The 15530-nt window shown below is 72.6% G+C and carries 14 protein-coding genes; 11 read left to right on the top strand and 3 right to left on the bottom strand.

Features of this window, described 5'->3' with window-relative positions; all coding sequences use genetic code 11:
* Window positions 1–293: 293 nt before the first annotated feature.
* From rpe to ACZ56V_RS26505, 10 genes are all read left to right on the top strand, one after another.
* Window positions 294–980, top strand: coding sequence for a ribulose-phosphate 3-epimerase (rpe, locus tag ACZ56V_RS26550; RefSeq protein ID WP_398917106.1), 687 nt, complete (start codon window positions 294–296; stop codon window positions 978–980).
* A gap of 77 nt (window positions 981–1057) precedes the next feature.
* Window positions 1058–2101 (top strand): sugar-binding transcriptional regulator, encoded by a 1044-nt coding sequence (locus ACZ56V_RS26545; protein WP_087810377.1) that lies wholly within the window; start codon window positions 1058–1060, stop codon window positions 2099–2101.
* Between the two features lie 40 nt (window positions 2102–2141).
* A complete protein-coding gene (locus ACZ56V_RS26540; protein ID WP_398917104.1) occupies window positions 2142–2495 on the top strand; it encodes a barstar family protein in 354 nt (117 codons plus the stop codon).
* 108 nt (window positions 2496–2603) lie between these two features.
* Window positions 2604–4046, top strand: a complete 1443-nt coding sequence (locus ACZ56V_RS26535) for a GuaB1 family IMP dehydrogenase-related protein (protein WP_398917102.1) — start codon at window positions 2604–2606, stop codon at window positions 4044–4046.
* An 86-nt stretch (window positions 4047–4132) separates the two neighbouring features.
* Window positions 4133–4528, top strand: a complete 396-nt coding sequence (locus ACZ56V_RS26530; RefSeq protein WP_467381870.1) for a hypothetical protein — start codon at window positions 4133–4135, stop codon at window positions 4526–4528.
* Window positions 4529–4897: 369 nt separating this feature from the next.
* Window positions 4898–6388: an amino acid permease gene (locus tag ACZ56V_RS26525; protein WP_398917098.1), complete on the top strand. Its 1491-nt coding sequence runs from the start codon at window positions 4898–4900 to the stop codon at window positions 6386–6388.
* Window positions 6389–6403: 15 nt separating this feature from the next.
* Complete coding sequence (locus ACZ56V_RS26520) at window positions 6404–6856, top strand: Lrp/AsnC family transcriptional regulator (protein ID WP_398917096.1); 453 nt, start codon at window positions 6404–6406, stop codon at window positions 6854–6856.
* Window positions 6857–7004: 148 nt separating this feature from the next.
* A complete protein-coding gene (locus ACZ56V_RS26515; protein WP_468945715.1) occupies window positions 7005–8246 on the top strand; it encodes an MFS transporter in 1242 nt (413 codons plus the stop codon).
* A gap of 158 nt (window positions 8247–8404) precedes the next feature.
* Window positions 8405–9193: a carbon-nitrogen hydrolase family protein gene (locus ACZ56V_RS26510; protein ID WP_398917093.1), complete on the top strand. Its 789-nt coding sequence runs from the start codon at window positions 8405–8407 to the stop codon at window positions 9191–9193.
* A 68-nt stretch (window positions 9194–9261) separates the two neighbouring features.
* A complete protein-coding gene (locus ACZ56V_RS26505; RefSeq protein WP_468945711.1) occupies window positions 9262–10959 on the top strand; it encodes a flavin monoamine oxidase family protein in 1698 nt (565 codons plus the stop codon).
* On the opposite strand, the gene ACZ56V_RS26500 is transcribed toward ACZ56V_RS26505, so the two are convergent.
* Both ACZ56V_RS26500 and ACZ56V_RS26495 read right to left on the bottom strand, forming a co-directional pair.
* Window positions 10956–11888 carry an LLM class F420-dependent oxidoreductase gene (locus ACZ56V_RS26500; RefSeq protein ID WP_468945708.1) on the bottom strand — a complete coding sequence of 311 codons (933 nt, stop codon included), beginning with the start codon at window positions 11886–11888 and terminating at the stop codon, window positions 10956–10958. The genes ACZ56V_RS26505 and ACZ56V_RS26500 overlap by 4 nt on opposite strands.
* Before the next feature lie 133 nt (window positions 11889–12021).
* Complete coding sequence (locus ACZ56V_RS26495; protein ID WP_468945706.1) at window positions 12022–12717, bottom strand: DUF5995 family protein; 696 nt, start codon at window positions 12715–12717, stop codon at window positions 12022–12024.
* Between the two features lie 173 nt (window positions 12718–12890).
* Between ACZ56V_RS26495 and ACZ56V_RS26490 the strand changes: the two genes are divergently transcribed.
* Window positions 12891–14024, top strand: a complete 1134-nt coding sequence (locus ACZ56V_RS26490; protein ID WP_398917212.1) for a glycoside hydrolase family 6 protein — start codon at window positions 12891–12893, stop codon at window positions 14022–14024.
* On the opposite strand, the gene ACZ56V_RS26485 is transcribed toward ACZ56V_RS26490, so the two are convergent.
* Window positions 14006–15442, bottom strand: a complete 1437-nt coding sequence (locus tag ACZ56V_RS26485) for a uracil-xanthine permease family protein (protein WP_398917085.1) — start codon at window positions 15440–15442, stop codon at window positions 14006–14008. The two genes, ACZ56V_RS26490 and ACZ56V_RS26485, sit on opposite strands and share 19 nt — an antisense overlap.
* Window positions 15443–15530: the final 88 nt, after the last annotated feature.

Below are 15530 nucleotides of genomic sequence, written 5' to 3'. Positions count from 1 at the left end.
CCACGGGACCCGCGCCCGGCGACGATCCGCGACCACCCCCAGGGGCGCGGGGAACTGCGCGACCAGCCCCCACCGGCCCGCGGCCGACGAACAACCCCACCGGACCGCGGCCGACGAACACCCCCCCCCCACCGGCCCGGGGGCCGGCGAACGCCCACCGGCCAGGGGGCCGACGAACAACCCCCCACCGGCCCGGGGGCCGGCGAACGCCCACCGGCCAGGCGGTCGGCGAACACCCGACCCCGGGGGGACCCCTGCCGCCCACCCCCGGAGGGCATGGCACGCTTAGGAGCATGGCCGCGCAGATCAACCCCAGCATCCTGTCCGCCGACTTCGCCCGCCTCGCGGACGAGGCCGAGGCGGTCGAGGGAGCCGACTGGCTCCACGTCGACGTCATGGACAACCACTTCGTCCCGAACCTCACGCTCGGCGTGCCGGTGGTCGAGTCGCTGGCCCGCGCGACCGACACCCCGCTGGACTGCCACCTCATGATCGAGGCGCCCGACCGCTGGGCGCCGCAGTACGTCGAGGCGGGCGCCGGTTCCGTCACCTTCCACGTCGAGGCGGCCGCCGCGCCGGTGCGGCTGGCGCGGGAGATCCGCGCCAAGGGCGCCCGCGCGTCCATGGCGCTGAAGCCCGCGACACCGATCGAGCCGTACGAGGACCTGCTCCCCGAACTCGACATGCTGCTGATCATGACGGTTGAACCCGGCTTCGGCGGGCAGGCGTTCCTCGACATCATGCTTCCCAAGATCCGGCGCACCCGTGAGCTGATCAAGAAGCACGGTCTGGAGCTGTGGCTCCAGGTCGACGGCGGGGTCTCGGCGTCGACGATCGAGCGGTGCGCCGACGCCGGCGCCGATGTCTTCGTCGCGGGTTCCGCCGTGTACGGGGCGTCCGACCCGGCCGAGGCGGTACGTGCACTACGCACGCAGGCGGACGCGACGACCGCCAAGGCATCCTGGTCCTGCGACCACTGAGGAACAGAAAGTGAACGGCTCCCATCAGGGCTGATCAACAGCGCCGAATCTGCAAGGATGAACGGCGTATCCAGAGTGTGAACAGCAGTGAGGAGATCGCCGTGTCGGGTATGTCGGCGGGCCGTTCAGCCATGCGGATGGGACCCGCTGAGCTGGTCCAGGCGGCGGCCATGGCCCGCCGCTTCTACCTCGAGGGCAAGTCCAAGATCCAGATCGCGGAGGAGTTCGGCGTCAGCCGCTTCAAGGTGGCCAGGGTTCTCGAGACCGCCCTCGAGCGGGACCTTGTACGCATCGAGATCCGGGTGCCGGCCGAGCTGGACGCCGAGCGTTCCGACGCCCTGCGGGCCCGCTACGGCCTCAGGCACGCCGTCGTGGTGGAGTCCCCGGCCGACGCCGAGGAGACACCCGACCCGGAGAACCTGGGCGAGGTGGCCGCCGACCTGCTCGGCGAGCTGGTCAACGAGGGGGACGTGCTGGGCCTGGCCTGGGGCCGGTCCACCATTCACATGGCGGCGGCGCTGGACCGGCTGCCGCCGTGCACCGTGGTCCAGCTGACGGGCGTGTACGACGCCGGGACCGCCGAGCGCGGCTCGGTGGAGGCCGTCCGCCGCGCCGCCCAGGTGTCGGGCGGCGACGCCCACCCCATCTACGCGCCGATGCTGCTGCCGGACGCGGCCACCGCACAGGCGCTGCGGCACCAGACCGGGATCGCCCGGGCCTTCGAGTACTTCGACAAGGTCACGGTCGCCTGCGTCTCCATCGGCTCCTGGGAGCCCGGCATCTCGACGGTGCACGACATGCTCAGCGACGAGGAGCGCGCGCACTACGCCTCGCTCGGGGTCGCCGCCGAGATGTCCGCGCACCTCTTCGACGCCGAGGGCCGCCGGGTCGGGCGGGACCTGGGGGAGCGGTGCATCACGGTCAAGGCCGACCAGCTGCGCCGTATCCCCGAGGTGGTGGCGATCGCGGGCGGGCAGCGCAAGGCCGCGGCCATCGACGCGGTGCTGCGCTCCGGCCTCGTCACCAGCCTGGTGACGGACACGTCGGCCGCGGACTACCTGATGACGGCGGGCTCGGCACCCAAGTCGACGCTCAACCGGACCGACCCCGACGGGATCTGACGAGCGGTCAGGACCGCAGGAGCAGGAAGAAGGGCGCGACATGACCGAGGACTCCGCGGGGCGGCTCGTGGTCACGCTGGACCTCGGCGGGGTCACGGACAAGGCGGGCCTGATGGACCGCTGCGCCCGTGACCTGGCGCTGCCCGACTGGTTCGGCCGCAACTGGGACGCGCTCGCTGACTCCCTCGCCGACCCCTCCGTCTGGCCCGAGGGGGCGGCGGACCAGGGGCTGGTGCTCGTGGTGGAGGGCTGGCGGGCGTACGCCGAGGCGCGGCCGGACGAATGGGCCGTCGCCGAGGAGATCTTCGCCGAGGCCACCGACCGCGGTCCGGGGCTCTTCGTCACCCTCGGCCCTGGAGGTTCCTCCAGGGACTCCGCCGACCAGCCTGGATGATCTGCCCGGGGGTGATCGGCCACCCGCCGTGGGACAATGAAGTACGTGCTCTTTCCCCCTGGCTGACCTGTCCGGGGGCCACCTCTGATCGACTGGGATGTGCAGCACGTGCGTTTCCTGAATGACATCCAGCCCTCGTACGACCTGACGTACGACGACGTGTTCATGGTGCCGAGCCGCAGCGCCGTCGGCTCCCGGCAGGGCGTGGACCTCGGCTCCCCGGACGGCACGGGCACCACGATCCCGCTCGTCGTCGCCAACATGACCGCCATCGCGGGCCGGCGGATGGCCGAGACGGTGGCCCGACGCGGCGGGCTCGTGGTCATCCCGCAGGACATCCCGATCGAGGTCGTCACCGACGTCGTCTCCTGGGTGAAGAGCCGCCACCACGTCCTGGACACCCCGATCGTGCTCGCCCCGCACCAGACCGTCGCCGACGCGCTGTCCCTGCTGCCCAAGCGTGCGCACAACGCCGGGGTCGTCGTGGACGGGGACAACAGGCCCGTCGGCGTGGTCACCGACACCGACCTGTCCGGCGTCGACCGCTTCACCCAGCTCGAAGAGGTCATGTCCAAGGACCTGATCCTCATCGACGCGGACCTGGACCCGCGCGAGGCGTTCAACACCCTCGACGCCGCCAACCGCCGCTACGCGCCCGCCGTGGACGAGGACGGCCGCCTCGCCGGCATCCTCACCCGCAAGGGCGCCCTGCGCGCCACCCTCTACACCCCGGCCGTCGACGCGAAGGGCAGGCTCCGCATCGCCGCCGCCGTCGGCATCAACGGCGACGTGGCCGGCAAGGCCAAGCAGCTCCTCGACGCGGGCGTGGACACCCTCGTCATCGACACCGCGCACGGTCACCAGGAGTCGATGATCAGCGCCGTCAAGGTGGTGCGCGAGCTCGACCCGCAGGTGCCGATCGTCGCCGGCAACATCGTCTCCGCCGAGGGCGTGCGCGACCTGATCGAGGCGGGCGCCGACATCATCAAGGTCGGCGTGGGACCCGGTGCCATGTGCACCACCCGCATGATGACCGGCGTGGGCCGGCCGCAGTTCTCCGCCGTCCTGGAGTGCGCCGCCGAGGCGAAGAAGTACGGCAAGCACGTGTGGGCCGACGGCGGTGTCCGCCACCCGCGCGACGTGGCGATGGCCCTTGCGGCCGGCGCGTCCAACGTGATGGTCGGCTCCTGGTTCGCCGGGACCTACGAGTCCCCGGGCGACCTGCAGCACGACGCCAACGGCCGCGCCTACAAGGAGTCCTTCGGCATGGCCTCCGCGCGCGCGGTGCGCAACCGCACCTCGGAGGAGTCGGCGTACGACCGGGCCCGCAAGGCGCTGTTCGAGGAAGGCATCTCCACGTCGCGCATGTTCCTCGACCCGGCCCGCCCCGGCGTCGAGGACCTGATCGACTCGATCATCGCCGGTGTCCGCTCGTCCTGCACCTACGCCGGTGCCGGCTCCCTGGAGGAGTTCGCCGAGAAGGCCATCGTCGGTATCCAGAGCGCCGCCGGCTACGCCGAGGGCAAGCCGCTGCACGCCAGCTGGATGTGACCCGCGGCCGGATCGGGACCCGTACGCGTACCCGTACCGTGTCAGGTCTGCTTGACGTCAAGCAGACCTGACACGACGCTGGGCGCATGACGACACCGCAGAGCATCGAGCCGCAGCACACCCTGCTGACCGCCGTGGCCCGCCTCGACGAACTGCGCGCCCGCGAGTCCCTCGCCGGGTTCGGCAGCGGCGACGAGGCCCTGGACCGCCCCCAGCTCCTCGAACTGCTCGCCCTGAGCGAGGTGGTCGCCCGCAAGGCCGCCTACGGGCGCCAGCTCACCGTCCGCGCCGCCCGCGAGGCGGGTGCCTCCTGGTCGCAGATCGGGGCCGCCCTCGGCACCAGCAAGCAGGCCGCCTGGGAGGCGCACATGCGCTGGATCGACGCCCAGGAGGAGGCTCGGGACCGGCCGGGACAGATCGGCTTCGACGCCGCGGACGCGGCCGAGGCACGGGCCGTCGCGGGCGATCCGGACGGCCACTGACCGGCTTCCGCCGGGGTGTCGTGCCGGGCGGTGCCGGGCCCTGCCGTGCCGTGCCGCCAGGCCGCCGTCCCTCGGTCCGGTGCGGTCGCCGACCAGGGGCGATCCGCCGTCCACGGACCCCGGGCGCAACGAACACCCGCGCTGCTCCGTGGAACGCAACGATCGTGTCCGAACGCGCAAGGTTGCTGCATTACCGGGGCACGGCCCCGCTCGTAGTGTTCTGCGCTGTACGTGGCGTGGCGGGGACCCCGCTCGGTGGGTTCCCGTTCTGCACGAGCGCGCCCGCCGGTCCCCGCCGCTCCCCAGGCCCGCCCGGAGCCCGTCCGCTCAGCCCGGCGGAGCCACCGGCAGCGACAAAGGAGTCAACGCGTGCTCGACCAAGGCGCACCCCCGCACCACGACGCATCGGCCACCCCCTCGTCCCCGGGCCTGGCCGCGCGCCTCATGCGCCGCAAGCCCGTGGAACGCCTGGTCGCGGAGGGCGGCCAGGGCGAGGACGGCAGCCTCCGCCGCTCCCTCGGTCTCTGGCAGCTCACGATGATCAGCATCGGCGCCACCCTCGGCACCGGCATCTTCGTCGTCCTCGGCGAGGCCGTCCCCAAGGCGGGTCCGGCCGTCACGCTGTCCTTCGTCATCGCGGGCCTCACGGCGCTCTTCTCGGCGCTGTCCTACGCCGAACTGGCCGGCACCATCCCGGTCGCCGGGTCCTCCTACTCGTACGCCTACGCCACCATGGGCGAGCTGGTCGCCTGGGTCTGCGGCTGGTGCCTGGTCCTGGAGTACGGCGTGTCCGTGGCCGCCGTCGCCGTCGGCTGGGGCGAGTACCTGAACGAGCTGCTCGACGGCACCATCGGCGTCACCCTCCCCGCGGTCCTGTCCGCCCCGCCCGGCGACGGCGGCATCTTCAACCTGCCCGCGCTGATCGTCGTACTGCTGGCCATGACCTTCCTGCTCGGCGGCGCCCGCGAATCCGCCCGCGCCAACACGATCATGGTCGTCGTCAAGATCGCGGCTCTGGTGCTCTTCTGCGCGATCGGCGTGCAGGGCTTCCGCTCCGGCAACTACGAGCACTTCATGCCGCTCGGCATGGCCGGGGTGAGCGCGGCCGGCGCGACCCTCTTCTTCTCCTACATCGGCTTCGACGCCGCCTCCACCGCCGGCGAGGAGGCGAAGAACGCCCAGCGCGACCTGCCCCGCGCGATCATGCTGTCCCTGGTCATCGTCACGGTGCTGTACGTCCTGGTCGCGGCCGTCGCCGTCGGCGCCAAGCCCTGGCGGACCTTCACCGACTCCGAGGCCTCCCTCGCGCAGATCATGACCGACGTCACCGGGCAGAGCTTCTGGGGCACCCTGCTGGCCTTCTGCGCGGTCGTCGCCATCGCCAGCGTCGTGCTGACCGTCCTCTACGGCCAGACCCGCGTCCTGTTCGCCATGTCCCGCGACGGGCTGGTGCCCAAGGTCTTCTCCAAGGTCCACCCGAAGACCGGCGCGCCCCGCGCCAACACGCTGATCGTCTCCCTGTTCTGCGGCGTCCTCGCCGCCGCCGTCCCGCTCGGCCGGCTCGCCGACGCCACCAGCATCGGCACCCTCTTCGCCTTCGCCCTCGTCAACGTCGCCGTCGTGGTGCTGCGCCGGACCCGTCCCGACATGCGCCGCACCTTCCGGGTCCCGCTGTCGCCGGTCCTGCCCGCCCTCGGCTTCGGACTCTGCGTCTGGATGATGGGCAGCCTGTCCACCGTCACCTGGGTGGTCTTCGGTGTCTGGATGGCGGTCGGGCTCGTGTTCTACTTCGTGTACGGCCACCGCCGCTCCCGACTCGCCACACCGGACCCGTCCGAGGGCCGGACGCACCAGAAGTGAAGTGAACGACCCGCAGTGCTGAACGATCTCGACGAACGCATCGTGCACGCCCTCGCCGAGGACGCCCGCCGCTCCTACGCGGACATCGGGCAGTCGGTCGGCCTCTCCGCGCCCGCCGTGAAACGGCGCGTTGACCGGCTGCGCGCCACAGGAGCCATCACCGGTTTCACCGTACGGGTCGACCCCGCCGCGCTGGGCTGGGAGACCGAGGGGTTCGTCGAGATCTTCTGCCGCCGCAACACCTCGCCCGAGACCATCCAGCGGGGCCTGGATCGCTACCAGGAGGTCGTGGCCGCGTCCACCGTCACCGGGGACGCGGACGCGGTCGCCCAGGTCTTCGCCTCCGACATGCGGCACTTCGAGCGAGTCCTGGAGCGGATCGCCGGGGAACCGTTCGTGGAGCGCACCAAGTCCGTGCTGGTGCTCTCGCCGCTGCTGCGGCGCTTCTCGTCGGGTTCGCCCGCGTAATCCGCTGGGCAGGGCGTCGCGTTCCGTCTAGCATCGGTGCCATGACCTGGCGACATTGATCCACCCGCGCCACCCGTGGCGCCTCCTCCCGAGGGCCGCCCCGGACGCCGTACCTCCGGTGTCCGATCCGCCCCCTCGGGAAGGCCTCATGACCGTCTCACCTCCGCCCGAGCGTGCCGCCACCGCGCCCGCCGGCACCCGCCGGCTCGTGCGCACGCTGTACGCCTCCGCGTTCTGCGACGAGTTCGTCCTGCTCTACCCGGTGTACGCGCTGCTCTTCAGCGACACCGGTCTGTCCGTCTGGCAGACGGCCTCGCTCTTCGCCCTGTGGTCGCTGACCGGCGTCCTGCTGGAGGTGCCCTCCGGCGCCTGGGCCGACGCCGTCTCCCGGCGGCTGCTGCTGGTCCTCGGCCCGCTGCTCACCGCCGCCGGGTTCGCCCTGTGGGTGCTCCTGCCGTCCTACGGCGCCTTCGCGCTCGGCTTCCTGCTGTGGGGCGCCGGCGGCGCGCTCGGCTCGGGCGCCCTGGAGGCGCTGGTCTACGACGAGCTGGACCGGGCCGGCGCGGCCCACCACTACGCCCGCGTCATGGGCCGGGCCCGGGCGATCGGCATCGCCGCGACCATGTCCGCCATGGGCCTGGCCGGTCCGGTGTTCGCCTGGGGCGGCTACGACGCGGTGGGCGCGGCGAGCGTGCTCGCCTGTCTGGCCGGGGCGGCGGTGGCGACCCGGTTCCCCGAGCACCGCACACCCGCCGTCGGCGGAGAACGCTGGTCCGCGACGCTGCGGGCCGGACTCGCCGACGCCCGCGCCGACCGGTCCGTGCGCGGCGCGCTGCTCCTCGTACCGGCCGTGACCGCGGTGTGGGGCGCGCTCGACGAGTACACCCCGCTGCTGGCGCGCGACACCGGGGTGGCGCCCGAGACCGTGCCCTGGCTGCTGCTGGTGATCTGGGCCGGTGCCACGGCCGGCAGCCTGCTGGCCGGTGCGGCGGAACGCCTGACCGCCAACGGGTTCGCCGCCCTGCTCACCGGCTCGGCGCTCGCCCTGGCCGTGGGCGGCCTGGCCGGGACACCGGCCGCCCTCGTCCTGGTGGCGCTCGCCTTCGGCGGTTTCCAGCTCGCGACCGTGCTGGCCGACGCCCGCCTCCAGCAGCGCATCGACGACACCGGGCGGGCCACCCTGACCTCGGTCGCGGGCCTCGGCACGGAGCTGGGCAACCTCGCCACCTACGGCGCCTACGCGGCCGCGGCCACGGCGTGGGGCCACGGCACCGCCTTCGCGCTGTCCGCAGTGCCGTACGTCCTGACGGCGCTGCTGCTGGCCGGTGCCGTCCGGACCGCAGCCGCGGCTGCCGGGGCACGACGCCGAAGTCGCCGGTCCCCTTCCTGACCTCCCCGCCGGAGGGGGCGCAACGAATCGCCGTCCGGTGCCGGGCGCACGCAACGATCCGCTCACCGGCGCGCAACAGGTCCGTCTTGTCCGGCCGAGTCCGCCGACCGTACCGTCTATCTGGCCCCCGACCCCCTTCCTTCCGGTGAGGAACACGCATGCGCACCGCCCTGCTCCAGAGCTCCGGCCGCCCCGGTTCCACCGCCGAGAACCTCAAGGTCCTCGACGAGGCCGCGGGCCGCGCCGCCGCCGCGGGCGCCGCGCTGCTCGTCACCTCCGAGCTGTTCCTGACCGGGTACGCCATCGGCGACGGCATCGGCGTCCTCGCCGAGCCCGCCGACGGCGACGCGGCCGACGCCGTCGCGGAGATCACCGGGCGCCACGGCCTCGCGATCGCCTACGGCTACCCGGAGCGGGAGGGCGAGCGCGTCTTCAACTCCGTGCAGCTGATCTCCGCCGACGGCACCCGCCTGGCCGGCTACCGCAAGACCCACCTCTTCGGCTGCTTCGAGCGCGACCACTTCACACCGGGGGAGCGGCCCGTCGTACAGGCGCGGCTCGACGGCCTCACCGTCGGCCTGATGATCTGCTACGACGTGGAGTTCCCGGAGAACGTCCGCGCCCACGCCCTGGCCGGCACCGACCTGCTGCTCGTTCCGACCGCGCAGATGCACCCGTTCCAGTTCGTCGCCGAGTCCGTCGTGCCGGTGCGGGCCTTCGAGAACCAGATGTACGTCGCGTACGTCAACCGCGTCGGCCACGAGGGCGAGTTCGAGTTCGTCGGCCTGTCCACCCTCGCGGGGCCCGACGGCATCGCCCGCGCCAGGGCGGGGCACGCCGAGGAACTCGTCCTCGCCGACGTCGACCCGGCCTTCCTGGCCGCCTCGCGCGAGGCCAACCCGTACCTCGAGGACCGCCGCCCCGGCCTCTACGGCACCCTCGCCTGAGCCCCGAACCGCGCGTCCCGCCTCCCTCGTTCCCCCCCCGTTTCACCCGTGCAAGGAGTCCGTACCCCATGACGTCCACCGTGCCCAACGCGATCGAGCACGCAGACGAGCAGCAGCCGCCGATCACCATGTTCGGGCCGGACTTCCCGTACGCGTACGACGACTTCCTCGCCCACCCCGCCGGACTCGGCCAGATACCCGCGACCGGTCACGGCACCGAGGTCGCGGTCATCGGCGGCGGCCTGTCCGGCATCGTGGCCGCCTACGAGCTGATGAAGATGGGCCTGCGGCCCGTTGTCTACGAGGCCGACCGGATCGGCGGACGCCTGCGCACCGTCGGCTTCGACGGCTGCGACCCCTCGCTGACCGCCGAGATGGGCGCGATGCGCTTCCCGCCGTCCTCCACCGCCCTGCGGCACTACATCGACCTGGTGGGTCTGGAGACGCGGGCCTTCCCCAACCCGCTGGCCGAGGCGACCCCCTCGACGGTCGTCGACCTCAAGGGCGAGTCGCACTACGCCGAGACGCTCGACGACCTGCCGCAGGTCTACCGGGACGTCGCCGACGCCTGGGCGAAGTGCCTCGAAGAGGGCGCCGACTTCTCCGACATGAACCGCGCCCTGCGCGAGCGCGACGTCCCGCGCATCCGCGAGATCTGGGCGAGGCTGGTCGAGAAGCTCGACAACCAGACCTTCTACGGCTTCCTGTGCGACTCCGAGGCCTTCAAGTCCTTCCGGCACCGCGAGATCTTCGGCCAGGTCGGCTTCGGCACCGGCGGCTGGGACACCGACTTCCCCAACTCCATCCTGGAGATCCTCCGCGTCGTCTACACCGAGGCCGACGACCACCACCGCGGCATCGTCGGCGGCTCCCAGCAGCTGCCGCTCAGGCTCTGGGAGCGCGAGCCCGAGAAGATCGTCCACTGGCCGCACGGCACCTCGCTGAAGTCCCTGCACGTGGACGGCGAACCCCGCCCGGCCGTGACCCGGCTGAACCGCACCGCCGGCAACCGCATCACCGTGACCGACGCCGACGGCGACATCCGCACCTACCGGGCGGCGATCTTCACCGCCCAGTCCTGGATGCTGCTCTCGAAGATCGCCTGCGACGACTCGCTCTTCCCGATCGACCACTGGACCGCGATCGAGCGCACCCACTACATGGAGTCCAGCAAGCTCTTCGTGCCCGTGGACCGGCCTTTCTGGCTGGACAAAGACGAGGTCACCGGCCGGGACGTCATGTCGATGACGCTCACCGACCGCATGACCCGCGGCACCTACCTGCTCGACGACGGCCCGGACCGGCCCGCCGTCATCTGCCTCTCCTACACCTGGTGCGACGACAGCCTGAAGTGGCTGCCGCTGTCCGCGAACGAGCGGATGGAGGTCATGCTGAAGTCGCTCGGCGAGATCTACCCCAAGGTCGACATCAGGAAGCACATCATCGGCAACCCGGTGACCGTCTCCTGGGAGAACGAGCCCTACTTCATGGGCGCGTTCAAGGCCAACCTGCCGGGCCACTACCGCTACCAGCGCCGCCTGTTCACCCACTTCATGCAGGACCGGCTGCCCGAGGACAAGCGGGGCATCTTCCTCGCCGGCGACGACATCTCCTGGACGGCCGGCTGGGCGGAGGGCGCCGTCCAGACCGCGCTGAACGCGGTCTGGGGCGTCATGCACCACCTCGGCGGCGAGACCGACCCGACCAACCCGGGCCCCGGCGACCTGTACGAGGAGATCGCGCCGGTGGAGCTGCCCGAGGACTAGATCCCCGCCGCCCTCGCCTTCTCGTACACCTGGGCGGCGACGTCCTTCAGTTCCTCGGCGTCGCGCGTGGTGCTCTGCACGTCGATGAGGATCTCGTCGAAACCGACCTCGGCGTGCGCGGCCAGGTCCTCGACGATCTGGTCGACGCCGCCCTGGAAGGGGCGGCGGTCGGAGCCCTCGTAGTTCGCGGCGCTGTAGCGGGTGTTGACCCGCAGCACCGTCCGGACGGGCTTCGTGCGGCCCCGCTCGGCGGCCAGTTCCCGCAGTTCCCGCAACTGGGCGGCGACGGTCTCGGCGCCGATGCCGGTCGGCAGCCAGCCGTCGGCGTGGTCGACCAGGCGGCGCCGGGCCCGCCCGCTGTCGCCCGCCGCCAGCAGGATCGGGATCGGCCGGGCGGGTTTGGGGCCGACCACGGCGGACGCGATCTTCGTGACCTCGCCGTCGTACACCACCGGGTCGGGTCCCCACACCGCCCGGCACACCCCGATCAGCTCGTCGAGGGCGGCGCCGCGCTCGGCGAACGGCCGTACGGACGCCGCCGCGTACTCGTCGTGCGACCAGCCGGTGCCGAAGCCCGCCACCACCCGGCCGCCGCTCGCCGCGTCCAGCGTGGCCAGCGACTTGGCCAGCTGGAAGGGGACGTGCAGCGGGGCGACCAGCACGCTCGTGCCCAGCCGGGCCCGCTCCGTGACCGCGGCGGCGAGGGCGAGGGTGACCAGCGGCTCCGCCACACTCCGGTAAGAGTCCGGCCAGGGCAGGCCCTCGATGCCGTAGAGCCCCTGGGTCGCGGGCTCCGGGTACAGGGCGCGCTCGAACACCCACAGGCCCTCGTAGCCCATCCGCTCCGCCGCGCGCGCCACGTCGGGGACGTCCTTGCCGATGTCGTACTGCCGCATCTGGGGAAGGCCGAGTCCGAGCCGGGTCGTCATACCGGGGTGCTCCTTCGCAGTCGGGGTGCGATGTCGCCCATGGTTCCCACCGGGTGGCCCATGGGACCCACCAGTTTCAACGTACAGCGATCGCACGGGAGTTCCGGGAGCGCACGCCGCGAGAACCCGCCGGTCAGTCCGGCAGGGGCGTCAGCAGCATGCGGCCCGCGAAGCCCACCGCGGCGTCCAGCCGTACGGTGAACTCCCCGGCGACGTCCGGCAGCCGACGCAGCGCCCACAGCGCGCGGGCCGCCGCCCAGGTGGCCTCGCGGGCGCGCTCCAGGCTCCAGGAGCCGAGCAGATGGGTCAGCGGGTCGGCGATCTGGAGGAGGTCGGGACCCGGCATCAGCTCGTCGCGGATGCGCTCCTCCAGCGAGACGAGGAGATCGCCCACGCGGTCGAACTCGTCCTCCAGCTCGACGGGTTCGCAGCCGAGCGTACGACAGGTGTCCACCACGGCCAGCGCGAGGTCGTGGCCGATGTGCGCGTTGATGCCCGCCAGCGCGAACTGCAGCGGCCGTACCCCGGGATGGCGGCGGAACTGGAACACGGGACGCCAGCACGCGGGCGGACGGCGGCCCTCCTCCGCCGCGTCCACGGCGGCCAGGTAGCGCTCCGCGAACCGCACGTCCAGCGCGATCGCGGCCGAGGCGTCCGAGAACCGGCCGCCGTCGATGTGCCGGTCGACGGCCTCCGTGACGGACAGGTAGACGCGGTTGAAGACGGCGATCCCGTCCCGGGCCGGCAGCGCCGTGTCGAGGGCGCGCATCCGGGACAGCACGGTGTCCACCGTCAAGGCGGCCGTCGGGACTTGCTCGCAGTGCGCCATGGCGGCAGCGTCGCAGCTTTAGGCTGACGGCTGTGCCGGCGGGCCCGACGCTTCCCCAGAACGGGGGAACGCGCCCGCCGCGCGGGGGAGGGGGATCGTACGTGTCAGGCCGTCGTGCCCGGCGTCGGAACGCTCGCGGGGCCGAGCGCGGGCGTGCCGCCGGCCGCGGTGCGATGGTCGCCGCGGCGTCCGTCGTCGTCGCGGTGGGGACCGTCGCCGGCATGCTCACCGCGCTCGGCGGCGAGGGCGACGGCGGTGCCGGCACCGCCCGCCCGCGTGTGACCCACTCGGTGCGGCTGGACGCCCTGCCCGTCTCGCCGTCCCCGTCCCCGTCGGTGTCGCCGTCGCGCACCGCGTCGCCGACCCCGACCGCCGGGAAGCCGACTCCCGGCCCTTCGCCGAGGCGGACCTCGGCGAAGAAGGAACCCCGGACCCCGGGGATCGCCACCCGGCTCTACCGGCACCCCGAGTCGCAGGTCCTCGACTGGGTCCGGGCCCACCCGGGCGACCCGCGCCAGGACGTCATCGCGTCCCGGATAGCCGGGCACCCGGCCGCCGTCTGGTTCACCGATCCCGCACCGGCCACCCTCACCTCCCGGGTCCGCGCCGTCACCGCCGCGGGCGCCGCCCGGGGCCGGGTTCCGGTCCTCGTGCCGTACGCGATACCCGACCGCGACTGCGGCGGCCACTCCGAGGGCGGCGCGCCCGACCTCGATGCCTACGACACCTGGATCGACCGGTTCGCCGCCGGGCTGGGCTCCGGTGAGGTGATCGTCGTGCTGGAACCCGACTCGGTCGCCCAGTCCGCGTGCCTGTCCGCCGCCGAGCGCGCCGACCGCTTCGCCTCCCTGGCCCGGGCGGGCCGGGTGATGAAGGACGCCGATCCCCGCGCCCGGGTCTACTTCGACGCGGGGCACTCCGGCTGGCACGCGCCCGCCGAGCAGGCGGCGTGGCTGAAGCAGGCCGGTGCCGCCTCGGCCGACTCCTCCGACGGCGTCTTCAGCAACGTCTCCAACTTCCACGCCACCGCCGACGAGGTCGCCTACGACCGCGCGGTCCTCGACGCGCTGGGCGGCCCGGAGAGCCTCGGCGCCGTCATCGACACCAGCCGCAACGGCAACGGCGCCCCGCCCGACGGGGAGTGGTGCGACCCGGCCGGCCGCAGGCTCGGCCGCCCGCCGACCCTCACCACCGGCATGGGGCGCATCGACGCCTACCTCTGGGTCAAGCTGCCCGGCGAGTCGGACGGCTGCCGGGGCGAGCCGGGGACGTTCACACCCTCGTACGCCTACGACCTGGCGCGCTGAGCCCCGCCGTCACCGTCGCCGTCGCCGCCGGCGCTCCCGTCCTCGGACTTCGCGTCGTACGACGACGTGCCCTCGTCGAGCAGCGGCTGCTGCGTCTTGAGGTGGGCCGGGGCGAAGGCGCGCAGCGCGTGGTAGCCGGTGATGACGACCAGGGTGCCGAGCGCGATGCCGCTCAGGGAGAAGGTGTCGGTGAACTCCATGCTGACGTTGCCGACGCCGATGATGATGCCCGCGGCGGCCGGTACCAGGTTCAGCGGGTTGCGCAGGTCCACCCCGGCGTTGATCCAGATCTGGGCGCCGAGCAGGCCGATCATGCCGTAGAGGATGACGGTGATGCCGCCGAGCACGCCGCCGGGGATCGCCGCGACGACCGCGCCGAACTTCGGGCAGAGGCCGAAGAGCAGGGCGAAGCCCGCCGCGGCCCAGTAGGCGGCCGTCGAGTAGACCCGGGTCGCGGCCATCACGCCGATGTTCTCGGAGTACGTGGTGTTGGGCGGACCGCCGACGGCGGTGGAGAGCACCGAGCCGATGCCGTCGGCGGAGATCGCCGTGCCGAGCCGGTCGTCCAGGTTGTCGCCGGTCATCTCGCCGACCGCCTTGACGTGCCCGGCGTTCTCCGCGATCAGGGCGATGACGACCGGCAGGGCGACCAGGATCGCCGACCACTCGAAGCTCGGCCCGTGGAAGGTCGGCAGTCCGATCCAGTCGGCCCGGCCCACGGCGGAGAAGTCCAGCCGCCAGTGGTCGGTGAGCTTGCCGCTGCCGTCCACCGAGTGGATCTTCCCGAAGATCCGGTCGAGGGCCCAGGACAGGACGTACCCGAAGACCAGCCCCAGGAAGATCGCGATCCGGGACCAGAAGCCGCGCAGGCACACCACGGCCAGACCGGTGAAGAGCATCACCAGGAGCGCCGTCCACTGGTCCTGCGGCCAGTAGGTGGACGCGGTCACGGGGGCCAGGTTGAAGCCGATCAGCATCACCACGGCGCCGGTGACCACCGGCGGCATCGCGGCGTGGATGATCCGCGCCCCGAACCGCTGCACGGCGAGTCCCACCAGGAACAGCGCGACTCCGACGACGAGGACCGCGCCGGTGACCGTGGCACTGGTGCCGCCCTGGGCCCGGATCACCGCGGCGACGCCGACGAAGGAGAGCGAGCAGCCGAGGTAGCTGGGCACCCGGCCGCGGGTGGCGAGCAGGAAGATGACGGTCGCCACGCCCGACATCATGATGGCGAGGTTGGGGTCCAGGCCCATCAGGACCGGAGCCACGAACGACGCCCCGAACATGGCCACCACGTGCTGGGCGCCCAGCCCGGCCGTGCGGGGCCACGAGAGCCGTTCGTCGGGGCGGACCACCGCTCCGGGGGCGGGCACCTTGCCGTCCCCGTGCAGCTTCCAACGCACGCCGAGGTCCATGGTGAGGTTTCGCTTTCTCTGTACCGAGGTCTGACCGGACCATTGTCAGGGGTGCCGGCCGTGCGGTTGACCTGCACCCTTCCCCGAC

The sequence above is a fragment of the Streptomyces sp. NPDC034099 genome, assembly GCF_055575415.1.
This window is presented reverse-complemented; position numbering and strand designations above follow the sequence as displayed.